The following is a 22,430-nucleotide window of genomic DNA, read 5'->3' on the forward strand; positions in this document are numbered from 1 at the left end:
ACCGCCGATCCGCTCCCACATTGTTTCTGCATGGAAACAATCTCCGGATCGGCCAGGAGGCCCGGATGGATCAGCTCAACGCCATGCGCGCCTTCGTGCGCGTCGTCGAGGTCGGCACCTTCACCCGTGCGGCGGAGCTGCTCGACCTGCCCAAGCCGACCGTGACCAAGCTTATCCAGCAGCTCGAAGGCCATTTGCGGGCGCAGCTGCTCAACCGCACGACACGGCGCGTCACCGTCACCATGGACGGCGCCGCCTATTACGAGCGGGCGCTGCGCGTGCTCGGCGAGATCGACGAGCTCGATGCCAGCATGACGTCGTCACAGGCGCGGCCGAGCGGGCGCCTGCGCCTCGACGTCGCCGCCCCCCTGGCGATCGAGGTGATCCTGCCCGCCCTGCCCGGTTTCCTGGCGCGCTATCCGGAAATCCAGATCGATATCGGCCTCGGCGACCGCCCGGCCGATCTGATCGGTGAGAATCTCGATCTCGCCGTACGAGCCGGCGAGATTCAGGACCAGAGCCTGATCGCCCGGCGCGTCGGCGAGATGCTGCTCGTCACCTGCGCAACGCCGGCCTACCTCGCCCGGCACGGCACGCCGCAGCATCCGCGCGACCTCGAAACCGGCCATAAGGTGATCGGCTATCGCGCCGCCGGGACCAGCCGGCCCCTGCCCTTCACCTTCGCGACGAAAAACGAGACGATCGAGGTGCGCGGCGACCATGTCGTCTCGCTGAACGAGGGCACCGGCTATCTCGCCGCCGGGCTCGCGGGCCTCGGCGTGATGCAGGTACCGACCTTCATGGCGCAGGAGCACATCGCCGCCGGGCGACTGGTGCCGCTGCTCACCGGCTGGTGCACCTCGCCCAAGCCGCTCCACATCGTCTACCCGCCGAACCGGCACCTCTCGAACAAGGTGCGGGTCTTCGTCGACTGGCTCGCAGAACTCTTCGCCCAGGACGACCTGATCCAGCGCCGATCCACCCTGCCCGGCTCCTGCGGCGAGGCGGCCTGAGCCCAGCGCGGGGTTTCTTCGACCTCGGAATGCGCTAACCAGAGGCGCCGCCGCATGCGGTGCCCGAAGCGAGGTCTATCCCCATGTCACGCAGCGTCCGCGACCAGCTCGAAGCCATTCTCGGAAGGATCGGCGACGGCGCCCCCGTCTTCACCCGGCTCCTGGCCGGGACGGCGCGCGCCGAGGCCGACGCCGCCGATGCACGCAGCGCAGCCGGGCTCAGCCTGAGCCCGCTCGACGGCACGGTCACCTCGATCAAGGATCTGTTCGACGTACGCGGCGAGACCACCTGGGCCGGCTCCAGCCTGCTCAAGGGCGCCGCTCCCGCGGCGCAGGATGCGCCGATCGTCACAAGGCTGCGCCAGGCCGGCGCGGTGATCATCGGCAAGACCAATATGAGCGAGTTCGCCTTCTCCGGGGTCGGGCTCAACGGCACCTTCGGCACGCCCGGCAATGCGCTGGACGCGGCCCGCATTCCCGGCGGCTCCTCCTCGGGCGGCGCCGTCTCGGCGGCGCAGGGCTCGTCGGAGCTGACCGTCGGCACCGATACCGGCGGCTCCTGTCGGATTCCGGCGGCGCTGAACGGCATCGTCGGGATGAAGCCGAGCCATGGCTCGGTTCCGGACGAAGGCTGCTTCCCGCTCGCGCCGAGCCTCGACGTGATCGGCCCGCTGGCGAAGGACGTCGCGGGCTGCGCAAGGCTGCTTTCGGTGCTGGCCAGCCGTCCCTTCGCGCTCGCCGAGGGCCTCAACCCCGGCCGCTTCCGCATCGGCGTCGCGCGCGGCGGCTTCCTCGCCGAGGCGGCTCCCTCGGTGGTCAAGGCCTATGAGGCGGCGATCGAGCGGGTCGGGCGCCTCGGCGTCGCGCTCGAGCCGGTGGACTTCGACGGGGTCTGGCAGGAGATGTTGGCCGCCTACTCGGTGCCGCTGGTCGCCGTCGAGGCCGCCGCCGTGCATCGCGACGCCATCGCCAGCAAGCCGGACGCCTTCGACCGGCGCGTCGCGGCACGCATCTCGCTCGGCACCGCCTACAAGGCCGCCGACTATATTGTCGGCATGCAGACCCGTCGCAGGCTGATCGCCAAGCTCGCCGCCGCTCTCGACGGGCTCGACGGTTTCCTCGCCCCGACCGTGCCGATCGAGGCGCCGACGATCGCCGCGCTGGAGGCCAGCGACGACGCCTTCTTCACCGCCAACCGGCTGATGCTGCGCAACGCCGCCTTCGGCAACCTGTTCGATCTGTGCTCGATCTCGCTGCCAATGCCGCTCGGCGACAAGCTCTCGGGCGGGCTGATGCTGAGCGCCATAGCCGGGCAGGATCAGCGCCTGCTCAATCTGGCCAAGCTGATCGAACCGGCTGCCGCAGGGCACTGAAACACCTGTGCCGCGCGCTCCGCGCCAGTTCGGGGCGGGACGCACGGCACGGCAGGAAACGAGGAATGCCCGGACAGCGTCCGGGCCGCCGCTCAGTGACTGGCGAAGACGGTGTGCGAGCCGTCCTTGGCGATCAGCCAGGTGTCATAGCGATCCGCCTTGACGCCAGGGACTTCCATGCCGGGCGAACCGACCGGCATCTCCGGGACGGCGAGGCCACGGGCCTGCGGCCGCTCGCGCAGCAGGCGGCGGACATCGGCGGCGGGCACATGCCCTTCGACGAAATAGCCGTCGACCATGGCCGTGTGGCAGGATTCGGCGGCATCCGGCACGCCGAACTCGCGCTTGCGAGCCGCCAGCTCCTCGGTCATCACCACCTTGGTCTCGAAGCCCGCCTTCTTCATGTGGTCGACCCAGGCACCGCAGCAGCCGCAGGAGGCGCTGCGATAGACGGTGACGACCGGAGCGGCCTCCTGGGCCGCGAGCGGCAGCGACGCGGAACAGGCAAGAGCTCCGGCGATCAGGCCACGACGCGTAAGCATTCCAACTCTCCTTCTGGCGGGCGAAGCCACAGCCCTCATTCCGGCTGCTCTTCCTGCGTCCTTTCGCGAACGCAGACACCCTTGATGCAAGTGACGATGACGAGCCTGTGCGCCGAGCCGAAGCAATTGGCACGATAGCTCGTCACCCCCTCCCGGTCGAACAGCGTCTCGAGCCGGAAACGGGGGCAACCGGCCTCGAGCAGCACGGCTTGCAGGTTGCCGTCGCTGCCGAAGCCTGCCTGCGGCGCGCCCAGGACGCACACCGCGGCCAGGCAAGCCGACCGGGCGAGCGCCAGGGCGCGCCGGGGGCTCATTTCTGGATCTTTGTGACCGTAATCTGACCGTTCACCCGCTCGGCCGTGAACTTGATCTTGTCGCCGGCCTTGACGGTCTTGAGCATTTCGGGATCGCCGGCTCGGAACACCATCGTCATCGCGTCCATGTCGAGGTTCTTGATCGGGCCATGGTCGACGGTGAGCTTGCCCTGGGCGGTATCGACCTTCTTGACAGTGCCGCTGACGAGCGGCGCGTTCTGGGCGAGCGCCGGTGCGGCAAGCAGCGTGGCGAGAGCAAAGCTGGCAATGGTCATACGCATGGGAGAACTCCTGTCGTCCTTGGGGCCTCGGTTCACTTGACGATGATCTTGCCGGTCATGCCGGCTTCGCGGTGGCCGGGGATCAGGCAGGAGAAATCGAACTCACCGGCCTTGGTGAACTGCCAGAGGATCTCGCCGTTCTTCTTCGGGGCGAGGCGCTTGGCGTTCGGGTCGTCATGTTCCATGTCGGGATTTTTCTGCATCTCGATGGCGTGCTTGAGGTTTTCCTCCAGTGTCGCCACGACCAGCTCATGGTCGAGCTCGCCCTTGTTGCGCAGCTGGAAGCGGACCTGCTCGCCGCGGCGTACCTCGATCCGGTCCGGAATGAACAGCATCTTGCCGTCGCGCTCGGTCATCGAGACCTGGACGATGCGCGCCTTCTTCTTCGGATCGCCCGGCTTGCCATAGGCGGTCTCGTCGCCATGCTCGTGGCCGGCGCCGCCGGGACCGGCGAAGGCCGCCGTCGACAGGGCGAGCGCCGCGGCCGCGCCAAGGACGATGGATCTGATCTGCGTCTTCATCGGCGTGCTCCGTTTGCGATTGCGCCTCAATGATGGGAATGTCCGCCGGATCTGGCGCGGGAGAGCGGTTTTCCGTCCGGGCCGAGCTTCGGCTTGCGCGGATCCTTGGCGCGCCAGTCGACCGAAGGCGCACCGCTGTCGGGCCCCTCCGTGCGCGGCGCCTCGACGAGCGCCGGCCCCTTGTATTCATAGGCGACGGTGCCTTCGGGGTGCTTGAACCAGCCCGGATCCTTGTAGTCGTTCTTCGCCAGCCCCTCGCGGACCTTCAGCACCGAGAACATGCCGCCCATTTCGACCGGCCCGAACTGCGCGAAGCCGGTCATCATCGGCAAGGTATTGGCCGGCAGCGGCATCTCCATCGCGCCCATCTCGCCCATGCCGGTCGAGCCCATAGGCATGTAGCCCGGCGCGATCCTGGCGATGCGCTTGGCGAGGTCCTTCTTGCTGACGCCGATATAGTTCTTCACCGAATGCCCCATGGCATTCATGGTGTGATGCGATTTGTGGCAGTGGATCGCCCAGTCGCCGAGCTCGTCGGCGACGAAGTCGAAGGCGCGCATCTGGCCGACGGCGACATCGATCGAGACCTCGTCCCAGGCCGCTGCCGGGTCGACCCAGCCGCCATCCGTGCACGAGACCTTGAATTCGTAGCCATGCAGATGGATCGGGTGATTGGTCATGGTCAGATTGCCGAAGCGGATCCGGACCTTGTCGTTCTTGCCCACGACGAAGGGGTCGATGCCCGGAAACACACGGCTGTTCCAGCACCACATGTTGAAGTCGGTCATCTCGGCGACCCGCGGCACATAGGAGCCGGGTTCGATGTCGAAGGCGTTGAGCAGGAAGACAAAATCGCGATCGACGCGGCGAAAGGCCGGGTCCCTGGGATGGACGACGAAGAAGCCCATCATGCCCATCGCCATCTGGACCATCTCGTCGGAATGGGGATGGTACATATAGGTGCCCGAGCGCCGCAGCTCGAACTCGTAGACGAAGGTCTTGCCCGAGGGGATATGCGGCTGGGTCAGCCCGCCGACACCGTCCATGCCGTTCGGCAGGCGCTGGCCGTGCCAGTGGATCGTGGTGCTCTCCGGCAGCCTGTTGGTGACGAAGATGCGGACCTTGTCGCCCTCGACCGCCTCGATGGTCGGCCCCGGCGACTGGCCGTTATAGCCCCAGAGATAGGCCTTCATGCCGGGCGCCAGCTCACGCTCGACCGGCTCGGCGACGAGGTGGAACTCCTTCCAGTCGCCGTTCATGCGCCAGGGCAAGGTCCAGCCGTTCAGCGTCGCGACCGGCTGGTAGTCCGGCCCCGTGGTCGGGACGAGCGGCGCCTGGGTCGTCGCCTCCTTCATGGTCGGCGCCTCCGGCACCGAGGCGAAGGCGGTGCGACCGGAGACCGCGCCGGCCGCGGCGACGACGAGGCCGGAGGTGCCGATGAAGCCCCTGCGTGAGATGGTCATGCTGTCGTTCCCCGCTCGCTAATGGCCGCCGCCGGCCTCGCCGCCGGACGCGGCAGCCACGGTGGCCCCGCCCCCGCCCGCCCCGCCGCCGATGACGACATGCTTGAGGTCGGTATGGGCGATCCAGAAATCCCGCCGCGCATTGATGGCCGCGACGTTCGAGAGGATGCGGGCGCGCGCATCGGTGATGAGCTGCGTCACGTCGATCAGCATGCCGTTATAGTGCAGCAGCGACTCGTCCTGGATGATCTTGCGCAACGGCAGGACATTGTTCTGGTACTGGCGGGCAATGTCGTAGGTGGCGCGATAGCCGACATAGGCTTCGCGCGCCTCGGAGCGGATGTTGACCGCCTTCTCCGCCAGCTTGTTCGCGGCCTGCATGTAGGTCTGCTCGGCCTGGACCACCTTGGACTGGCCGAAATCGAAGATCGGGATCTCGATCTCCAGTTCGACCGTGCGGCTGCGGCTGGTCTCGCGCTCGACTTCGCCGGCATGTGACAGGCTGCGGCCACGGTCATAGGTGCGGCGGCCGAGCAGATCGATGTCGTTGACGAAGCGCGTAGCATTGGTCAGGCCGAGCGCCCCGGCGAGCGCATCGAGATCGGCGCGGGCGACCTTGAGATCGATGCGCTTGCGCAGCGCCTCGGATTCGATCGCCTTGACGCTCTGCAGCCGCGGCAACGGGGCGAGCATACCGGGTAACTTGAACTTGAGTTCGTCGCCCCAGAGGCCAAGCTGGCGCACCAGCCGCTCGCGTTCCTGGCGCTGCACGAGCCGCGCCTGGGCGAGCTGGGCTCCGAGCTCGGCATCGAAGGCGAATTCGCGGGCCTGGTCGAGCTTGTTGACGCCGCCGGATTCGCCGAGGCGCTTGAACAATTCGGCGGCCGCGTCGCTCGAGCCCTTGGCCTGCTCGATGAAGCCGACCTGGGCATTGGCCGCGACGGCGCGGTGATATTGCCGGCGCGTATCGGCAGCGAGCTTCAGCACCGTCTCGGCGGTACGCAATTGCGCGGCCTGGAAGCGCTCGCGGGCGATCTCGGCCCGCGCCGGCAGCGTCACCAGTGCGAAGATGCTGCCGGCGATCTGCCGCTCGATCTCGAGAGCGAAGCGCCCCGAGCGGCTGGAGATGCCGAGTGTCGGATTGGGCGGCAGGCTGGCAGCGACCATCTGTGCCTCGGCGATGCCGAGCTCGTTGAACGCGGCCTGCAGGCCGCGATTGTTGAGCAGGGCGACCTGGACGGCGGCATCGGCGCTGAGCGGCTGCTTCAAAAGCTGGTCGACGCGCGCCTTGGCGCTGATCGCCCCGGCCGCATCGCTGATCTTGACGACATCCTTGTTGAGCTCGGCGAAGGCGACGTCACGGGCGACGCCGGTCCCGGCATCGGGCGAGAATGAGGCGCAGCCTCCGAGAAGGACGGCGAGCGCGACCGGCAGGCAGCGGCGGCCATGGAGGGACAGGTTCCGCTGCTTCACGATCACTGCCCCTTCGGCGTCACTTGGCGGTTGAGATCCTGCCAGCCCCTGGGCTCGGCCGGGCGCAGCGCCCTGGCGCCGGAGACGGCGACATAGGACGGTGCCGGCACGGCGACGCTCGGGTCGGCCGGGTGGCGGCCGGCGAGCGGATAGGTCGGGCTGCAGCCCGCCGCCAATGCGGCGAGCGCCAGGACGGCCGCGACATTGCGCGCCCGAAAGAAACGTCGGAAAGGATGCGGTAGAGGCTCGGTCGGCATCGCTCGCTGGCTTCGCAGAGGTGAATCGGCTGACGAAGCGAAATTAGCGAAACGGCCTCCGGAGCGGTGTTACATATTGTTTCAGCGCCCGGAACGGGCCGAATCCCCGGCCTGCGGCAGCCGGACGCGCGCCCGCAGACCGCCCTCGGGCCGGTTCTGCAAGGTGACGTCGCCGCCATGGCCGCGCAGCGCGCTGCGCGCGATCGTCAGGCCGAGACCGACGCCGCCAGTCTCGCGGCTGCGCGAGGTTTCGAGGCGCACGAAGGGCATGAAGACCCGCTCGAGGTCCGTCTCCGGCAGACCTGGACCGTCATCGTCGATCAGGATCTCCGCTCCGCCGGCGTCCTGCGCCAGGCTGATCCGGAGCGGACCGCCATAGCGCGCGGCATTGTGGACGAGATTGGTCAGAGCTCGCTTCAGCAAGAGCCGCCGGCCGCGCCAGCGCAGCTTGCCCGGCCCTTCCAGCACAACGTCGTGGCCGGCATCGAGCGCATCATCCTTGATCGTCTCCAGCAGGGCGGCGAGATCGAAATCGCGTAGCGGCTCCTCGCTGCGCTCGCCGCGCAGGAAGGTCAGGCTGGCGTCGAGCATCGCCTCCATCTCGTCGAGATCGGCATCGATCGCGGCAGGCAGCGCCTCGTCCCGCGCGCCCTTCGCCTCGCGCAGCTCCTGTGCCCGCAGCCGCAGCCGGGTCAGCGGCGTCTTCAGATCATGCGAGATCGCAGCGAGCGTCTGGGTGCGCTCGTCGATCAGACGCTTGATCCGGTTCTGCATGTCGTTGAAGGCGCTGGCGAGCTCGCGCACCTCGGCCGGCCCCTCGACCGGCAATTGCAGCGCCTCCGCCCCGACATAGGCACGGCGCGCGGCATCGGCGAACATGCGCAGCGGCCTTGTCAGCCAGCGGACCATCAGGATCGCGACGAGGATGACGCCGAGTCCCATCAGGCTGGTCGACCAGACGATGCCGTGCATACTGCCATGTGGGCCGGTGAGCCTCGTCACGCTGAAATTCACCCAGCCCTCGTCGGGTGCCCTGATCGAGAGCTGGAACTGATGGGGATCGATGCCGCCATCCGGCAGGCGCGGCGCCGAGAGGATCAGGCGCTCCTGGGCGAGTTCTGGCGCAAGTTCGAGCAGTCTGCCCCGCAAGGGCTCGAACTCGGGTCCGGCGCTGGCCCCGGCGCCCCCGGCAGTGAGCTCCGTCATGCTCCAATGGACCTCGATCGGGCCGCCCGAAAGCGAATGCGCGATCGTCTCGCGCTCCTCGACCGGCAATGCCAGCACGGCGCGCTTGATGGTGACCAGCCGTTCGGCCAGCCGGCTCTCATTGGCGAGATCGACCTCGGAACGCAGCCCGACCTGATAGCTCCACAGGCTGAGCAAGTGGAAAAGCCCCAGCCCCAGCAACAGCACGATGATGGTGCGCGACTGGATCGTATCCGCGGCGCGCCAGTTCATCGACGCTCGACCTCCGGCAGAAACATGTAGCCGGTGCCGCGCACGGTCTTGATCATGGCATCGCCGCCAGCCTCGATCTTCTTGCGCAGGCGGCTGATCTGCACGTCGACGACGCGGTCGAAGCCGGTGGCGACGCGGTTCTTGGCGATGTCGAGCAGCGCCTCACGCGACAGCACCTTGCCCGGTGCCTCGACGAAGGCGCGCAGCATGTCGAACTCGCCGGTGCTGAGATCGACGACGCTGCCTTGCGGATCGACCAGTTCGCGGCGGACGATGTCGAGGGTCCAACCGGAGAAGCCATAGCTGCGCACCGCGGCAGCACCGGGCTGGCTGACCGCCCGCCGGGCCCGCCGGATCAGGGCGTTGATCCGTGCGACCAGCTCGCCGGGGCTGAACGGCTTGGCGAGATAATCGTCGGCGCCGAGATCCAGACCTGAGATACGGTCGTTTTCCTCGCCGCGCGCCGTCAACATGATCACCGGGACGGCGGAACTGCGACGCAGCTCGCGGCAGAGCTCGAAGCCGGAGGCTCCGGGCAGCATGACGTCGAGCACGATCAGGTCGACCGGCGCCCCCTTCAGGCTTTCGGTCATCTCACGGCCATCGGCGGCGGCGCTGACGCGGTAGCCATTGGCCCGGAGCAGGCGGCTGACCAGGAAACGGATCTGCGGATCGTCATCGACGACGAGGATATGGGCCTCTGGCGAGCCGAGCGGTGCGGGGCTCGCGGCAGTGTCGTTCACGGCATGCTGGTCCCTGGTCGTTCGTGGCAAAGGCTTCTTCCAGATCACCGCTCATCGGTTCGGACGCAGTCACGGTGATCTATCTTTTTGTTATCGCATCGGAGTTTTCCGAAAAGTGGATCCCGCTTTTCGGTCCGATGCTATAGCGCGGCCGGCCTCGATACGATCGTGACAAATTGTTTCGGCGCCCTGCCCCGCGCCTGTCTCATCTTGTTGGCCGTCGAGTCGAGCCCGTCGCGGCGGAGTTTGCAAGGAGTCGGGCAGCGAAGAAGCCGCGCAAGCCGGGGGGAAGGCTCCAGGCGACCTCAGCCCGCGGTGATCTCGACATGGTTCCGTTGGAAGATCCGGCTTGCCGCTCGGGAAACCCGCCTGTACGTTCTTGTATGCAAAATGCGAAGTCTTGAGGTTCGCTCGATCGAACCGCCGCAAGAGACGCGCATACGGAATATGCACTCACCTTCATGGTGCGGGCGGATTGATTGCTTCGTGGGCCGATGGCGCACGCACAGGGAGGATGCATGGTCGCAGGCAACCGCTTGGCGGGGGCGCTGACTTTCGTCGCGCCTTTGGCTTTCCTGGTCGTCATCTGGGCGATCGTCGTTCCCGTATTCGAAGTCAGGCCGCAGATCTTCCCGAGCGTTTCCTCCGTCTTCGCCGCCGGTATCGCCGGCCTGCGTGACGGCACCCTGCTCACCCATGTCGCGACCAGCCTGGCGCGCGTCGCGATCGGCACCGTGCTGGCGATCATCGTCGCGGTGCCGCTCGGCATACTCATGGGAATCAGCAAGGGCGTTTCGGCCTTCCTGACGCCGCTGCTGCGCTTCTTCTCGGTGCTTGCCGGCATCGCCTGGATCCCGATCGCGACGCTCTGGTTCGGCTATGGTTTCGGCGCCATCGTCTTCGTCATCTTCAACGCCGTCTTCTTCGTCGTCGTCTACAACACACTGCTCGGGGTCTCGACGATCCCGATGCCGATACGCAACGCCGCCGCCTCGCTCGGGGCGGGCCGGCTCGCCATGCTGAGCGACGTGCTGCTGCCCGGCGCCCTGCCGAACATCGTCACCGGCATCCGCACCGGGCTCGGCTTCGCCTGGCGCGGCCTGATCGCGGCCGAGATGATCGCGACGAATGTCGGCCTCGGCTACATGCTGTTCGTCGCGCGCGACTTCTACCAGACCGAGGTAATCATCCTCGGCATGATCGTGATCGGCACGCTCTGGCTGCTGATCGACCGGTTGATCCTCGCTCCCCTGGAACGCGCGACGATCGAACGCTGGGGCCTGGTGCGCGCATGAACGCCGCCCTCATTCTCTGGAGCTGGTGGGTCCGCACCTCCGCCAAATGGCCGGTGCTGCAGACGCTCGCCCCCTTCGTTCCGGTCGTCGCGCTCTGGTGGGGCGTCGCCGCCTGGGGACCGTTCCCGCCGGCCTTCTTCCCGTCGCCAATGGATGTCGTGCGCGCCTTCGGCGCCCTGGTCTACAAAGGCATCCTGCCGGAATATCTCGGCGACAGCGTCGCCCGGCTCGCCGCGGGCGCGGCCGTCGGCATCGCGCTCGGCATCCCGCTCGGCCTGCTGATCGGCCTGAGCCGGCGCGCCTACACCGCCCTCTGGCCGATCCTGCTGTTCTTCCAGGCGATCGGCGACATCGCCTGGCTGCCGATCCTGATCATCTGGTTCGGCTTCGGCATGACGACGATGACGATCATCATCGTCTACACCGTGCTCTTCCCGGTGGTGCTCAACACCGTGCTCGGCGTGCGCTCGGTGCGGATCGAGCTCTACCGGGCCGCCCAGAGCCTCGGCGCGACGCCGTCGCGGGTGCTGACCGAGGTGGTGATCCCCGGCGCGCTGCCGAACATCATCACCGGCCTGCGCAACGGGCTCGGCTATGGCTGGCGCGCGCTGATCGCCGCGGAGATGATCGTCGGCACCAGCGGCATCGGCTTCATGATGTTCGATGCGCGCCGGGCCGGCTCGGTGGTCGAAATCGTGCTGGGCATGATCGTGCTCGGCATCCTCTGGTACATTGTCGACGCTTGGGTGCTGGCTCCGATCGAGCGGGCGACGGGGCGTCGCTGGGGACTGGTGACACAGTGAAATCGCTCAGCCTGAAATCGCTCTCCAAGACCTATTTCGACCTCTATGCCGGCTCGCAGCACACGGCGCTGCACGACATCTCGCTCGATGTCCCGGCCGGCGAATTCGTCTCGATCGTCGGCCCGTCCGGCTGCGGCAAGTCGACCATCCTCAACATGGTCGCCGGCTTCATCCCGCAATCGGGCGGCGAGATCCTGGTCGGCGGCGAGCCGGTCAAGGGGCCGGGCGCCGACCGCGGGGTGGTGTTCCAGTCCTTTGCCCTCTTCCCCTGGAAGACGGTGCTGGAGAATGTCGGCTTCGGGCCGAAGATGCGCGGCATCGCCAAGGCCGAGCGCGACGAGATCGCGCGCGAATATCTCGACCTGGTCGGGCTGGCTCATGCCGCCGACCGTTATCCGAACGAGCTCTCCGGCGGGATGCAGCAGCGCGTCGGCGTGGTCCGGGCGCTGGCCAACAAGCCGGACATCCTCCTGATGGACGAGCCTTTCGCCAGCGTCGACGCCCAGACCCGCATGACCCTGCAGGAGGAGCTCACCCGAATCTGGGAGGAGCGCCGCCCGACGGTGATCTTCATCACCCATGACGTGCCCGAGGCCGTCTTCCTGGCAAACCGCGTCGTCGTCCTGTCGAAGGGCCATATCCTCGAACAGGTCGAGATCCCGCTGGCGCGACCGCGCGTCTGGGACCAACTGGTCGAGGATGACGACTTCAAGGAGCTTTCCAACAAGGTCCTGGCGCTGGTGAGGGCGGCATGAAGCTCGCCCGCGCCGCGCTCTCATCGAGACGGGGCCGCATCCTGCTCGGCCTCTTGGCCGCGTGGCTCGCCTGGCAGGCCTGGCTCGTGCTCCACGCCCCGTCCAAGGTCGCGGGCGGCTTCCCCGAGCGTCAGCGCGTCAACGCGCTGATCACCCTGCCTTTCGTGCCCGAGCGCTTCCACATCCTGATATTCCAGCGCTTCGGACGCGTCTCGGGTACCGACGGCAACAGCGTCGAGGTCAGGAACATCGACAAGAACCAACTCAGCGCCATCGCCCGCTACTACTGGGTGAGCAGAATTGAGCCCTTGCAACCGGGAGGATAGAGCATGATCACACGCAGGACTATGCTAGCTGGAGCCGCGGTCATCGCCGCGCCGGCTGGCGTCAGGGCGCAGCAGCTGGTCAAGATGAAGGCCGGCATGGTCACCGGCATCGACCAGCTCGGCCTGCCAATCGCGCTGGAGCGCGGCTTCTTCGAGAAGTGGGGCCTCGATGTCGATATCGCCCGGCCCTACGCGACCGGCGTCGACGCGCTGAACGCGCTTCAAGCCGGCGAGAGCGAGATCGTCCAGGTCGGCGTACCGATGATCGGCGCCGTCGTGCGCGGCATGGATCTGGTGGCGCTCGGCAACTACAGCGGCAGCGCTCACCGCGGCGGCTCGGACGCCACCATGGCGCTGGTCGCCCGCGCCGATTCCGGCATCACCAAGGGCAACCTCGCCTCGCTCAAGGGCAAGAAGATCGCGGCCTCCTTCGGCACGATCAACCATCTCTACATCCTCGCCCTGATCGAGAAGGGCGGATTGACGCCGGCCGACGTCACGCTGGTCAACACGCCGCCGCCGGACATGACGGTTGCGCTCCTTGCCAAGGGCATCGACGCCTTCGTCGGCTGGGACCCCTGGCCGATCATCGCGCTCAAGGACGTGCCGGGCGCGGTCGAGATCATTCGCGGCGGCGACGTCATCGCCTATGTCGGCTTCAATGTCGGCATGCGGCCCTGGGTCGCTGCGAACGGGCCGAAGATCGAGAAGTTTCTGGCGGCGGTCTCCGAGGCCGACCAGTGGATGCGCAAGAACCCGAAGCTCGCGGCACAGGTCGGTACGCGCTGGATCTCCGGTCTCAAGCAGGAGATCGCCGAGGCGGCGATGGAGTTCAACATCCAGCAGGCCGACAGGCGCCTCTCGGCCAATAACTACCGGGCGATGTGGGCGGCGCTCGACCGGCTGAACCGGCTCGGCTTCCTGAAGTCGACCTTCGACGTCAACAAGCACATCGAGCCCAAGCACATCCTCAAGGTGATGCAGGAGCACCCTGCCCTGTTCAACGACCTGCCGCCGATTCCGGCGGATGTCGCGATCGGCCCGGGCTACGAATTCAAGCCCTGACCTATCGCGATTGGCGGGCGGCGGCGACCGAGTGCCGCCGTCGCCGGCGCATCTCCGCGCCTCGCCGATCCGCGGAGATGCCAATCCCGATGCGGATCCTGCGAAAGGTCGGTGCAGTCGCAAGCAGGCAGCGCCCTGGCCCAGCGCCCTTCAATACGCGACCGATCCGACCGAGCCTGTTCCGAAGACTTGCCGAAGCGCGTGCGACAGGGTCCTGACGCGCGCCGGGGTATAGCGCGCATAGAGCGCGGCATTCGCGCGCCCGAGCGCATGCTCGCCGCTGAAGCTCCCGCCATAGCTGGATACGACGAGATCGTTGACCCGGTCCTTGACCCTGGCGATTTCGCCGGCATCGGGAGAACCCGGATGCACGAGATTGAAATGCATGCCGCCATCGGCGATGTGGCCGAAATCGCAGATCGCGAGCTCGGGGAACTCCGCGCCCAGCACGCCGGCCACTTCCCGCCGGAAGGCGACGAGATCCGATCGGCGTAAGGAGAGGTCGAAGCCGATGACGTGTCCCGAGGCCCGCAAGCCCTCGGACAGGGAATGGCGCAGGGCCCAGAGTTCCTCGCCGCGCCCCATCAGAGCATCGGCCAAAAGCGGTTCCTCCTGCTCGAAGAGTTCGCCCAGGACCTGCTCCAGCACGGTTTCGAGGCTCGCCTCGCCCTCGCGGGCCGGCCATGACCGGGTCAGCTCGACGAGGATCGCATAGGGCGGGATCTCGCCGCGCGCGAAGGGATTGCGCAGTCGCGCGACATGGCCGAGCGCACGCGCCATCGCATTGCGCGACATGCCCTCCAGCGCGCTGAGATATTCGCCGCAGCCGCGCTCGACCAGCCCGAGCAAATGGGGAATGGCGTCGTCGCTGGCGGGAACGAGCAGCGCCGTCGCCGCTTGCAGCGGGCGGCGCTGCACATCGAGAACAGCCCTGGTGACGATGCCGAGGGCGCCACAGCTGCCGATGAACAGCTGCTTGAGATCGAGCCTCGAATTGTCCTTGCGCAGGCCGCTGCGCAGATCGAGGATCGTGCCCTCGGCGTCGGGCAGCACGACCTCGAGCCCCAGCACCTGCCGGCGCATGGCGCCGTAGCGCAGATAGCGCGCTCCACCGGTGTTGGTGGCGATCATGCCACCGATCATCGGATCGGCGCCCAGATCGATCGGCAGGAACAGCTCATGTTCGGCGAGCAGCCCGTTGAGCTGCGAGAGACGAACGCCCGCCTCGACCTCGACCGTGCGGTTGGTCGGATCGACGACCGGCCGGCGGTTGAGCCGGTCGAGGCTGAGCACGAGCTGCGACCCGGAGATGTCCGGCGTCGCCGCACCGACGAGCCCGGTATTGCCCCCCTGCGGCACGAGCGTAAGCCCATGCGCGACGGCATAGGCGACGACCGCCGAAACCTCGGCCGTCGTCGCCGGGCGGACCACCGCGGCGGCGCGCCCCTCGTCATAGCGCGCCCCGATCTCGTAGCGGGCCTTGTCCGCCGGGTCGACGAGCAGATGGCGATCGCCGACAAGCGCGGCGAGCGCATCGAGATGTGACCTGTCGATCATGGTCGCTCCGCGCTGCCGGGAGATCCGGCTCAGGCCTGATGCGCGGTGCTGCCGAGAATGGCCTCGATGCAGCGTGCATCATAAAGCAGGCGCGCATCCTCCTTGACGCAGCCGACGACCTGGAAGCCCAACGGCAGCCCGGACGGGCCACGCGCCGCCGGCAGCGTGATCGAGGGGTTGTGGAGCAGCGACCAGATGCGGATGAAGGCGGAGCTTCCCGTGCTCGTCGCCTCGGGCGCCTCGCCGAGCGTCGAGGGCATGACGATGACGTCGACATCGCCGGCGACATCGTAATAGGCGCGCCGGCAGCGATCCGCGGCATCGAGCGCCTGCGCGTAGTCTGCCGCGGTATAGCTCTCGCCCAGTTCGAGATACTCGATCAGCTCGCGGTCGCATTTCTCGGCATGATTGCGCTTGATGTCGGCATATTCGCGGGAGAGATCATAGGCCATGATCACGTCCTGCGCTTCGCCGATGCCATCGAAGACCGCCGGCATGGCGAGCGTCCTGACCGTCGCGCCCGCGGCCTCAAGCTTGCGCAGATGGCCTTCGAAGATCGCCAGGGCAGCAGGATCAGCCTGGTCGAAATCCTTAGTGCGCCAGACGCCGACGCGAAGGTCGCGCCGCAGCGTGGCAGTGGTGTCGAAGCGCGGATCGCCGGTGAAACCCTTCATGAACAGGGTCGCGTCCTCGACCGAGCGGCAGATCGGCCCGATCACGTCGAGCGGACGCGAATAGGTCCTGATCCCGACATAGGGAATCGCATCGAGCGTCGGCTTGAAGCCGACGGCGCCGCAGAAGGCGGATGGGCGCAGGATCGAGCCGGCCGTCTGCGTGCCGATCGACAGCGGCGCCATGAAGTCCGCGACCGCCGCGCCCGAGCCGGCCGAGGAGGCGGCGGGCGTACGCGTCAGGTCATGCGGGTTGCGCGCCGGCCCCGGCAGCATGATGGCGTGGCGCGACACGGTGTTCTTGCCGAGCACGTTGAAGCCGAGATTGCGCGCCATCGTCACGACCGGCGCGTCCAGCTTCGGCTGGCGCCCCGGGAAGATCTCGGGATCGCCGAGCTCGGTCGGCATGTCCGCGGTGTCGATCGTGTCCTTGAGGCCGAGGGGGACGCCGTCGAACGGCTTGCTGCGGCCGTTGCGGTCGAACAGGCGGGCGCGTTCGATCGCCGCCTCGGCCCCGACATGGACCCAGGCCCGGACACCGGAATTACGCTCCTCGATGCGCTCGAGGCAGGCGCGGGCCCAGGCCTCGCAGGTCAGGCTGCCCTGCTCCAGGGCGCGCAGGCCCTCGGCGACAGTGAGCATGGCCGTGGCGCTTGCAGCCGGCCGTCGCGGCGCGACGGGACGGGTGCCGACAGTCATATCGTTCATTGGGCGTGTCCTGTTCTAGATCTGCGCGTGGGAGCCAGGAGAGCCGGCGCCATGGCCCCGGCCGATGTAGACGTCACCCATCTCCTCGTTGGCGAGCAGATTGGCGCCGGTGTCGGTCAGGACGATGCGCCCTGAATCGAGGATGTAGCCCCGGTCGCTGAAGGCCAGCGCCTGCCGGGCGCGCTGCTCGACCATCAGCACGGCGACGCCGGCCTGGGGCAGCTTGCGCACCTCGGCGAAGACCTGGTCAGTCAAAGCCGGCGACAGCGCCGCCGAAGGCTCGTCGAGCAGGATCAACCGGGGGGACGACATCAGGGCGCGGGCGAAGGCGAGCTGCTGGCGTTCGCCGCCCGAGAGATTCTCGGCATAGGTGCCACGCCGCCCAGCTAGGGCCGGAAAGAGCTCGAACATCTCGCGGATGCGCTGCGGCTTCCCGGTGACGTGCTCGACGACCTGGAGATTCTCCAGCACCGTCAACGTGCCGAAGACGTTGCGGACCTGCGGGACATAGGAGATGCCGACGCGGATGCGATCCTCGATCGCCAGCCGCATCAGGTCGATGCCGTTGAAGTTCATCTCCCCCGAGAGGCGCGGGAGGAGGCCCATCGCCGCCTTGATCAGGGTCGACTTGCCGGCACCGTTGGTGCCGGCGATGGTGACGATCTCGCGCTCGGCCACCACCATGTCGATGCCGCTGATGATGTCGACATCGCCATAGCCGCCGGAGAGCCCGGCGATCCTGAGCAGACTCATATCACCCCTCCCATATAGGCTTCGCGGACGCCGGCATCGGCGAGCACCGCCTCGGGCGTTCCGCTGGCGATCACCTGGCCGCGGTCCATCGCGTAGAGGCGCGGCACCAGCCGCGCGAGTTCGGCGAGATTGTGCTCGATGATCAGCACGGCGATGCCGCGCCGGTTCAATTCGACGATGCGCTCGCAGAGCTGGCCGATCAGTACGGGATTCACCCCGGCGAAGGGCTCGTCGAGCATGATGCAGCTCGGCTCGAGCATCAGCAGTCGCCCGATTTCCAGGAGCTTCTTCTGGCCGCCGGAAAGCTTGCCGGCGAGCTCGTCGGTGACTCGGGCGAGATTGAGGAAGGCGAGGACTTCGCGCACGCGCTGCGCCAGCCTGTCCTCCTCCTCGCGGATCGCGCCCCGGGCGAAGAGCAGGTTTGCGAGCTTCTCGCCGCGCTGGTCGCGGGCCGCCACCATCATGTTGTCGAAGACGGTCATCTGGCTGAACTCGCGCGGCACCTGGAAGGTGCGCGCCAGCCCGCGCCGGACCCGCTGGTGAACCGCGAGCTCGGTGATGTCCTCGCCACGGAAGACCACGCTGCCGGACCCGGCCGGGATATAGCCGGTGGCCACGGAGAACAGCGTGCTCTTGCCGGCACCGTTGGTGCCGATCAGCCCGACGAGCTCTCCCTCGCCGACTTCGAGGGAAACCGAGCTCAGCGCCTTGAAGCCACCGAAACGCGCGGTGATGTCGGTCACGGAGAGGAGGGCCATCAGTGCTTCCTCTCAGCGGATTTGCCGAACAGGCCCTGGGGCCGGTAGAGCACGACGCAGATCAGGGCCATGCCGATGATCCAGATGCGGACGCTCGCCAGCTGGACCTCGGAAATCCCGGTGAAGATGTCGCGCAGGAAGCGCGAGCCTTCCAGGAAGCCGACCAGCAGCACCGTCCCCATGACGACGCCGCGCAGCGAGCCGACCCCGCCCAGCACGATCGCGATCCAGATGTAGAAGGTGATCAGCGGGACGTATTGCTCGGGGCTGATGAAGGTCAGGTAGTGGGCCTGGAGGCCGCCGGCGAGCCCGGCGATGCCGGCACCGATCATCAGCGAGCGGGTCTTGAACTGGGCCGGGTTCTTGCCCAGTGCGCGCACCGCCACCTCATTGTCGCGGATCGCCTCGATGACGCGGCCGAACGGACTCTTGATGATCTGGTGGATCGCGAAGAACACCGCGACGCAGACCACGACCAGCAGCAACAGGATGCACAGGTCGATATAGCGCGGCTCGACCCAGCCGGCGAACAGGCGCGGAATGCCGGGCAAGCCATGCATGCCGCGCGTCAGCCACTCCTCGGTCTGCAGCGTCATGCGTACCGCTTCGGAGAAGCCCAGCGTGACGATGGCGAGGTAGTCGCCTCCCAGACGCAGGGCGATGATGCCGATCGGATAGGCCGCCAGCGCCGCCAGCAGCGCCGCCGCCGCCAGGGAGACCGGCACCGGCACGCCCTTCAGCGCGAGCAGCGCGGAGGCATAGGAGCCGATGGCGAAGAAGCCGACATGGCCGAAATTGACGAGCCCGGTGAAGCCGTATTGGAGCGCCAGGCCGCTGGCCATCAGCAGGTAGACCAGCACGCTGATGGCGATGGCGATGAAATAGCCTTCCATGACATCACCTCGCAGCGATGGGACGGCCGAGCATGCCCTGCGGACGCAGGAGCAGCACGACGAGAAGAATGAAAAAGGCGAGGACGATCTTGTAGGCGGGGCCGACATAGAGGCTCGCGACTTCCTGCGCGATGCTGAAGGTCACGATCCCGAGCACCGCCCCGACCGGGCTGCCGATGCCCCCGAGAATGACGCCGGCGAACATCGGCATCAGCAGTTCCCAGCCCAGTTCCGGCAGCACCACGGCCTTGATGCCGAGCAGGGCGCCGCCCAGCCCGCAGAAGGCCCCGGCGATGGTCCACAGGAAGATCATCACGCGGCGGGCACGGATGCCGCTGGCGGCGGCGAGCTCGGCGCTGTCGGCGATGGCGCGCATGCGCCGACCGGTCGGCGTCAGATACATGATGAAGAAGACGACGAAGAGCGCAGTCAGCGCCGCGCCGACGATGTAGAGGTCCGTCGGCAGGATACGCAGGCCGCCGAAGTTCCAGGCCCGGACGAGCGGAACGTCGATGACATACTGATCCTGGCCGGCGAAGAAGGTGATCGTGCTGCGGACAGCAAAGGCCACTCCGATGGACGCGATCAGGCGCGAGACATGGGAGCGCTCCGAGAGCGCCCGGAAGACCCAGAAATACATCAGCAGCGAGATGGCGGCGGTCGCCGTCATCGCCGCCAGCACCGCGGCCACGATCGAGCCGCCCAGCACGAGCTGGGAGGCCATGGTGGTGTAGGCGCCGAGGGTCATGTAGTCGCCGGTGGCGGCGTTCGGAAAGCGGGCGATGCCGAACACAAGCGTGATCGCGAGTGCCGGCAGCGCCAGAAGCATTCCGATCACGACGCCGTTGATCACGGCATTGGCGATCGAGATCAAGTCCATCGGAGAGCTTTCCTATGCCGGCAGCTTGCCGGGGATGGTCTCCTTCAGGACGAGCTTGCCGTCCCGAATGTCGGAGACCCCGAAATCGGGAACGGTCTCGCCGTGCTTGCCGAAGTCGAGACGGGACGAGGCGCCTTCATAGTCGACTTTCTCGCCCTTCCTCAGCAGGTCGCGCCCCTCGGCGAAGCCGTTGACCCTTGTCCCACCGGCGCCGGTGACGCTGCGGATCTTGCCGTTGACCCCGGCGACATCGGCCTGCGGCCCGGCAGCCTCTAGCGCCAGCGCCAGCGTGATCACCATGTCGTAGCTCTGCGCGGCGAAGATGTCCGGCTCGCGCTTGGCCACCTTCCTGAACGCGGCCGCGAAGCGCTTATAGGCCTCGTGCTTGTCGGCTGCGACGTTGGAGATCGAGATCAGACCCTCGGTCGCCTCCTTGCCGAGCGCCTTGACGAGGTCTTCATTGGCAGTCCAGCCGGGCATGATGAACTTGCAGTCCTGCCCGGTCTGGAACCATTCCTTCAGGATGATGGTGGCGTCGGGGCGGTAGGCGCTCAGCGAGATTACGTCGGGCTTGGTCGCGAGGACACGCGCCAGTTCGGTCCGGTAGCTGCTCTGGTTGGGCTCGTAGATAACGAAGGCCTCGACCTTGCCGCCGCCGCTCTCCCAGGCGTTCTTGAAGTAGTTGGCCTGGCCGACAAAGGTCGAGTTGTTGAAGGCCATCACCGCCGGGCGCTTGAAGCCGCGCTGACGGGCGACCTCGGCGAAGGCGTTGCCGAAGATCGCGTTGGAGGCCTGGAACATCCAGGCGAGCCCCTTCTTGTTCTCGGTCAACATCTCCGGCGCGCCGCAGGTGTTCATGGTGATCACATTGGCGTCGTTGGTGATCGGCATGGTCGCCAGGCCGACCGAGGACGGCCAGATGCCGACCACCGCCTCGACCTTGTTGATCTCGACCAGCTTCTTCACGGCGAGCACGGCGGCTTCCGGCTTGGTCTGGTCGTCCTCGGCGAAGAGCTGGAACTTGCGCCCGGCGGCGCCGCCGGCCTCGTTGACCTCGTTGACCGCGATCTTGATCGCCTCGAGCATGTAGGGGCCGTAGGGGCCGCCGATCCCGGTGATCGAGTTCAGCGCTCCGAGGCGGAACACTTTCTCCTGCGCCAACACCGGGGCCTGCAGGGCCCCCAATGTCGCCGCGGCCGTTCCGGAAATCAGGAAGCCGCGCCGCGATAGGTCGTATGGCTGTCTCATCGTCGTTCCCTTGTGGTTGGTTGTTCCGGCTCGTTTTTGTTATTGGGGGCCGTAGCGGCCCCGGATACCGCCTTATTGAACGGCCCCGCGTGCCCTCAGGTTCGCGATCTGGTCTTCCGGCACCCCGAAATTGCGCAGCACGAGATCGGTATCCTCGCCGAGCAGCGGCGCAGCCTTGCGGATCGCACCGGGGGTCTTCGAGAACTTCGTCGGGATGCCGATCATCTTCATGGCACCGAGCTTGGGATGCTCGATCTGCTCGACCATGCCCCGCGCAAGATAATGCGGATCGTTCATCGCATCGCCGAAATCGTTGATCGGGCCACAAGGCACGCTCGCCGCCTCGCAGCGCGTGATCCAAGTCGCGGCGTCGGCCGAGGCGAAAGCCTCCTCGAGCAGCGGTTCGAGCGCCTCGATATTCGTCATCCGGTCCATGTTGGTGAGGAAGCGCGGATCGTCGATGAGATCCGGACGGCCGATCACGTCGCGGCAGAGCTTCTCCCAGGTGCGCTGGTTGGCTGCACCGATGACGATGAAGCCGTCGCCCGTGCGCAGCGCCTGATACGGCGCCGAAACGCGATGGCGGCTGCCGGTCGGCTGGGCGACGGTGCCTTCGGCGAAATAAGCCGCCGCCTCCCAGACGAACCAGGGCAGGCCGCATTCGGCGAGCGAGATGTCGATCTGCTGGCCCTCGCCGCTGCGGATCTGGTGGACATAGGCCGCCATGATCGAATAGGCGGCGGTCAGGCCGGCGCCGACATCATAGATCGCGATGCCGGATTTGAGCGGACGGCCGCCAGGCTCGCCCGTCATGCTCATGATGCCGGTCAGCCCCTGCGCGACGAGATCGAATCCCCCCTTGCGGGAATACGGCCCGGTCTGGCCATAGCCGGAGATCGAGCAGTAGATCAGGCGCGGATTGATGGCGCTCAGCGTCTCGTAGTCGACGCCGAGCGACTTGGTCACGCCGACGCGATAGTTCTCGACGACGACGTCGGCCCAGCGGACCATGTCGTAGAGGATCTCGCGGGTCTCGGGATCCTTGAGGTTGAGCGACACACCCTGCTTGTTCCGGTTGATGTGGGCAAAGCAGCTGGACTCGCCATTCACATAGGGTCCCATCTCACGGGAATCGTCACCGGTGACCGGCTTCTCGACCTTGATCACCTCGGCGCCGAGATCCGCCAGCACCATGGTGCAGTAGGGCCCTGCCATGATCTGGGAGAGGTCGAGAACCTTCATGCCCGAGAGCGGGGGAAGACGATTGCTCATGGTGTTCG

Annotated in this window: 24 protein-coding genes; 7 read left to right on the forward strand and 17 right to left on the reverse strand. The window is 67.1% G+C overall.

What is annotated here, in order from left to right; genetic code table 11:
* The first annotated feature begins 65 nt into the window (after window positions 1-65).
* Window positions 66-1,013: a LysR family transcriptional regulator gene (locus ACWGRX_RS15020; RefSeq protein ID WP_452118181.1), complete on the forward strand. Its 948-nt coding sequence runs from the start codon at window positions 66-68 to the stop codon at window positions 1,011-1,013.
* Between the two features lie 83 nt (window positions 1,014-1,096).
* A complete protein-coding gene (locus ACWGRX_RS15025) occupies window positions 1,097-2,386 on the forward strand; it encodes an amidase (protein WP_452118182.1) in 1,290 nt (429 codons plus the stop codon).
* A gap of 92 nt (window positions 2,387-2,478) precedes the next feature.
* Here the strand turns inward: ACWGRX_RS15025 and ACWGRX_RS15030 are convergent, their stop codons facing one another.
* From ACWGRX_RS15030 to ACWGRX_RS15070, 9 genes are all read right to left on the reverse strand, one after another.
* Window positions 2,479-2,928, reverse strand: a complete 450-nt coding sequence (locus tag ACWGRX_RS15030; RefSeq protein WP_316019584.1) for a DUF411 domain-containing protein — start codon at window positions 2,926-2,928, stop codon at window positions 2,479-2,481.
* 35 nt (window positions 2,929-2,963) lie between these two features.
* A complete protein-coding gene (locus tag ACWGRX_RS15035) occupies window positions 2,964-3,242 on the reverse strand; it encodes a hypothetical protein (protein ID WP_452118183.1) in 279 nt (92 codons plus the stop codon).
* On the reverse strand, window positions 3,239-3,523 hold the full coding sequence (locus ACWGRX_RS15040) for a copper-binding protein (RefSeq protein WP_452118184.1): 285 nt from the start codon (window positions 3,521-3,523) through the stop codon (window positions 3,239-3,241). Before ACWGRX_RS15040 ends, ACWGRX_RS15035 begins: the two co-directional genes overlap by 4 nt.
* Before the next feature lie 32 nt (window positions 3,524-3,555).
* Window positions 3,556-4,044 carry a cupredoxin domain-containing protein gene (locus ACWGRX_RS15045; protein WP_452118185.1) on the reverse strand — a complete coding sequence of 163 codons (489 nt, stop codon included), beginning with the start codon at window positions 4,042-4,044 and terminating at the stop codon, window positions 3,556-3,558.
* A 26-nt stretch (window positions 4,045-4,070) separates the two neighbouring features.
* Window positions 4,071-5,507: a multicopper oxidase family protein gene (locus ACWGRX_RS15050; RefSeq protein ID WP_452118186.1), complete on the reverse strand. Its 1,437-nt coding sequence runs from the start codon at window positions 5,505-5,507 to the stop codon at window positions 4,071-4,073.
* An 18-nt stretch (window positions 5,508-5,525) separates the two neighbouring features.
* Window positions 5,526-6,980 carry a TolC family protein gene (locus ACWGRX_RS15055; RefSeq protein WP_452118187.1) on the reverse strand — a complete coding sequence of 485 codons (1,455 nt, stop codon included), beginning with the start codon at window positions 6,978-6,980 and terminating at the stop codon, window positions 5,526-5,528.
* A gap of 2 nt (window positions 6,981-6,982) precedes the next feature.
* The gene (locus ACWGRX_RS15060) at window positions 6,983-7,237 is read right to left on the reverse strand and encodes a hypothetical protein (protein ID WP_452118188.1); all 255 of its coding nucleotides are present in this window, start codon (window positions 7,235-7,237) and stop codon (window positions 6,983-6,985) included.
* An 81-nt stretch (window positions 7,238-7,318) separates the two neighbouring features.
* Window positions 7,319-8,695: an ATP-binding protein gene (locus ACWGRX_RS15065; protein WP_452118189.1), complete on the reverse strand. Its 1,377-nt coding sequence runs from the start codon at window positions 8,693-8,695 to the stop codon at window positions 7,319-7,321.
* Window positions 8,692-9,438: a response regulator transcription factor gene (locus ACWGRX_RS15070; RefSeq protein WP_452118190.1), complete on the reverse strand. Its 747-nt coding sequence runs from the start codon at window positions 9,436-9,438 to the stop codon at window positions 8,692-8,694. The genes ACWGRX_RS15065 and ACWGRX_RS15070 overlap by 4 nt, the downstream gene beginning before the upstream one ends.
* 518 nt (window positions 9,439-9,956) lie before the next feature.
* Here ACWGRX_RS15070 and ACWGRX_RS15075 point away from each other — a divergent pair.
* The 5 genes from ACWGRX_RS15075 to ACWGRX_RS15095 are packed head-to-tail and all read left to right on the forward strand — an operon-like array spanning window position 9,957 to window position 13,682.
* Complete coding sequence (locus ACWGRX_RS15075) at window positions 9,957-10,733, forward strand: ABC transporter permease (RefSeq protein ID WP_291636647.1); 777 nt, start codon at window positions 9,957-9,959, stop codon at window positions 10,731-10,733.
* The gene (locus ACWGRX_RS15080; RefSeq protein WP_452118191.1) at window positions 10,730-11,536 is read left to right on the forward strand and encodes an ABC transporter permease; all 807 of its coding nucleotides are present in this window, start codon (window positions 10,730-10,732) and stop codon (window positions 11,534-11,536) included. The genes ACWGRX_RS15075 and ACWGRX_RS15080 overlap by 4 nt, the downstream gene beginning before the upstream one ends.
* The gene (locus ACWGRX_RS15085) at window positions 11,533-12,291 is read left to right on the forward strand and encodes an ABC transporter ATP-binding protein (RefSeq protein ID WP_452118192.1); all 759 of its coding nucleotides are present in this window, start codon (window positions 11,533-11,535) and stop codon (window positions 12,289-12,291) included. Before ACWGRX_RS15080 ends, ACWGRX_RS15085 begins: the two co-directional genes overlap by 4 nt.
* Window positions 12,288-12,617 (forward strand): hypothetical protein, encoded by a 330-nt coding sequence (locus ACWGRX_RS15090; RefSeq protein WP_452118193.1) that lies wholly within the window; start codon window positions 12,288-12,290, stop codon window positions 12,615-12,617. The genes ACWGRX_RS15085 and ACWGRX_RS15090 overlap by 4 nt, the downstream gene beginning before the upstream one ends.
* Window positions 12,618-12,620: 3 nt before the next feature.
* Window positions 12,621-13,682, forward strand: coding sequence for an ABC transporter substrate-binding protein (locus ACWGRX_RS15095; RefSeq protein WP_452118194.1), 1,062 nt, complete (start codon window positions 12,621-12,623; stop codon window positions 13,680-13,682).
* A gap of 150 nt (window positions 13,683-13,832) precedes the next feature.
* Here ACWGRX_RS15095 and ACWGRX_RS15100 read toward each other — a convergent pair whose 3' ends face one another.
* From ACWGRX_RS15100 to ACWGRX_RS15135, 8 genes are all read right to left on the reverse strand, one after another.
* Window positions 13,833-15,239, reverse strand: a complete 1,407-nt coding sequence (locus ACWGRX_RS15100) for an FAD-binding oxidoreductase (protein WP_452118195.1) — start codon at window positions 15,237-15,239, stop codon at window positions 13,833-13,835.
* A gap of 29 nt (window positions 15,240-15,268) precedes the next feature.
* The gene (locus ACWGRX_RS15105) at window positions 15,269-16,618 is read right to left on the reverse strand and encodes an amidase (protein ID WP_452118196.1); all 1,350 of its coding nucleotides are present in this window, start codon (window positions 16,616-16,618) and stop codon (window positions 15,269-15,271) included.
* Between the two features lie 15 nt (window positions 16,619-16,633).
* The gene (locus tag ACWGRX_RS15110) at window positions 16,634-17,371 is read right to left on the reverse strand and encodes an ABC transporter ATP-binding protein (RefSeq protein WP_452118197.1); all 738 of its coding nucleotides are present in this window, start codon (window positions 17,369-17,371) and stop codon (window positions 16,634-16,636) included.
* Entirely contained in the window at window positions 17,368-18,129 is a 762-nt protein-coding gene (locus ACWGRX_RS15115) for an ABC transporter ATP-binding protein (protein WP_452118198.1), read from the reverse strand. Before ACWGRX_RS15115 ends, ACWGRX_RS15110 begins: the two co-directional genes overlap by 4 nt.
* Entirely contained in the window at window positions 18,129-19,022 is an 894-nt protein-coding gene (locus ACWGRX_RS15120) for a branched-chain amino acid ABC transporter permease (protein ID WP_291650466.1), read from the reverse strand. The genes ACWGRX_RS15115 and ACWGRX_RS15120 overlap by 1 nt, the downstream gene beginning before the upstream one ends.
* Before the next feature lie 4 nt (window positions 19,023-19,026).
* Window positions 19,027-19,902 carry a branched-chain amino acid ABC transporter permease gene (locus tag ACWGRX_RS15125; RefSeq protein ID WP_291636637.1) on the reverse strand — a complete coding sequence of 292 codons (876 nt, stop codon included), beginning with the start codon at window positions 19,900-19,902 and terminating at the stop codon, window positions 19,027-19,029.
* A gap of 12 nt (window positions 19,903-19,914) precedes the next feature.
* Window positions 19,915-21,150 carry an ABC transporter substrate-binding protein gene (locus ACWGRX_RS15130; RefSeq protein ID WP_452118199.1) on the reverse strand — a complete coding sequence of 412 codons (1,236 nt, stop codon included), beginning with the start codon at window positions 21,148-21,150 and terminating at the stop codon, window positions 19,915-19,917.
* A 72-nt stretch (window positions 21,151-21,222) separates the two neighbouring features.
* On the reverse strand, window positions 21,223-22,422 hold the full coding sequence (locus ACWGRX_RS15135) for a CaiB/BaiF CoA transferase family protein (RefSeq protein ID WP_452118200.1): 1,200 nt from the start codon (window positions 22,420-22,422) through the stop codon (window positions 21,223-21,225).
* Window positions 22,423-22,430: the final 8 nt, after the last annotated feature.

The sequence above is a fragment of the Allobosea sp. NPDC055594 genome (assembly GCF_053618995.1).

What these genes read in the sequence shown, in the direction of transcription:
- ACWGRX_RS15020 (WP_452118181.1), top strand. Translation starts at nt 66, where the DNA reads ATGGATCAGCTCAACGCCATGCGCGCCTTCGTGCGCGTCGTCGAGGTC.
- ACWGRX_RS15025 (WP_452118182.1), top strand. Translation starts at nt 1,097, where the DNA reads ATGTCACGCAGCGTCCGCGACCAGCTCGAAGCCATTCTCGGAAGGATC.
- ACWGRX_RS15030 (WP_316019584.1), bottom strand. Translation starts at nt 2,928, where the DNA reads ATGCTTACGCGTCGTGGCCTGATCGCCGGAGCTCTTGCCTGTTCCGCG.
- ACWGRX_RS15035 (WP_452118183.1), bottom strand. Translation starts at nt 3,242, where the DNA reads ATGAGCCCCCGGCGCGCCCTGGCGCTCGCCCGGTCGGCTTGCCTGGCC.
- ACWGRX_RS15040 (WP_452118184.1), bottom strand. Translation starts at nt 3,523, where the DNA reads ATGCGTATGACCATTGCCAGCTTTGCTCTCGCCACGCTGCTTGCCGCA.
- ACWGRX_RS15045 (WP_452118185.1), bottom strand. Translation starts at nt 4,044, where the DNA reads ATGAAGACGCAGATCAGATCCATCGTCCTTGGCGCGGCCGCGGCGCTC.
- ACWGRX_RS15050 (WP_452118186.1), bottom strand. Translation starts at nt 5,507, where the DNA reads ATGACCATCTCACGCAGGGGCTTCATCGGCACCTCCGGCCTCGTCGTC.
- ACWGRX_RS15060 (WP_452118188.1), bottom strand. Translation starts at nt 7,237, where the DNA reads ATGCCGACCGAGCCTCTACCGCATCCTTTCCGACGTTTCTTTCGGGCG.
- ACWGRX_RS15065 (WP_452118189.1), bottom strand. Translation starts at nt 8,695, where the DNA reads ATGAACTGGCGCGCCGCGGATACGATCCAGTCGCGCACCATCATCGTG.
- ACWGRX_RS15075 (WP_291636647.1), top strand. Translation starts at nt 9,957, where the DNA reads ATGGTCGCAGGCAACCGCTTGGCGGGGGCGCTGACTTTCGTCGCGCCT.
- ACWGRX_RS15080 (WP_452118191.1), top strand. Translation starts at nt 10,730, where the DNA reads ATGAACGCCGCCCTCATTCTCTGGAGCTGGTGGGTCCGCACCTCCGCC.
- ACWGRX_RS15090 (WP_452118193.1), top strand. Translation starts at nt 12,288, where the DNA reads ATGAAGCTCGCCCGCGCCGCGCTCTCATCGAGACGGGGCCGCATCCTG.
- ACWGRX_RS15095 (WP_452118194.1), top strand. Translation starts at nt 12,621, where the DNA reads ATGATCACACGCAGGACTATGCTAGCTGGAGCCGCGGTCATCGCCGCG.
- ACWGRX_RS15100 (WP_452118195.1), bottom strand. Translation starts at nt 15,239, where the DNA reads ATGATCGACAGGTCACATCTCGATGCGCTCGCCGCGCTTGTCGGCGAT.
- ACWGRX_RS15105 (WP_452118196.1), bottom strand. Translation starts at nt 16,618, where the DNA reads ATGAACGATATGACTGTCGGCACCCGTCCCGTCGCGCCGCGACGGCCG.
- ACWGRX_RS15110 (WP_452118197.1), bottom strand. Translation starts at nt 17,371, where the DNA reads ATGAGTCTGCTCAGGATCGCCGGGCTCTCCGGCGGCTATGGCGATGTC.
- ACWGRX_RS15115 (WP_452118198.1), bottom strand. Translation starts at nt 18,129, where the DNA reads ATGGCCCTCCTCTCCGTGACCGACATCACCGCGCGTTTCGGTGGCTTC.
- ACWGRX_RS15120 (WP_291650466.1), bottom strand. Translation starts at nt 19,022, where the DNA reads ATGGAAGGCTATTTCATCGCCATCGCCATCAGCGTGCTGGTCTACCTG.
- ACWGRX_RS15125 (WP_291636637.1), bottom strand. Translation starts at nt 19,902, where the DNA reads ATGGACTTGATCTCGATCGCCAATGCCGTGATCAACGGCGTCGTGATC.
- ACWGRX_RS15130 (WP_452118199.1), bottom strand. Translation starts at nt 21,150, where the DNA reads ATGAGACAGCCATACGACCTATCGCGGCGCGGCTTCCTGATTTCCGGA.
- ACWGRX_RS15135 (WP_452118200.1), bottom strand. Translation starts at nt 22,422, where the DNA reads ATGAGCAATCGTCTTCCCCCGCTCTCGGGCATGAAGGTTCTCGACCTC.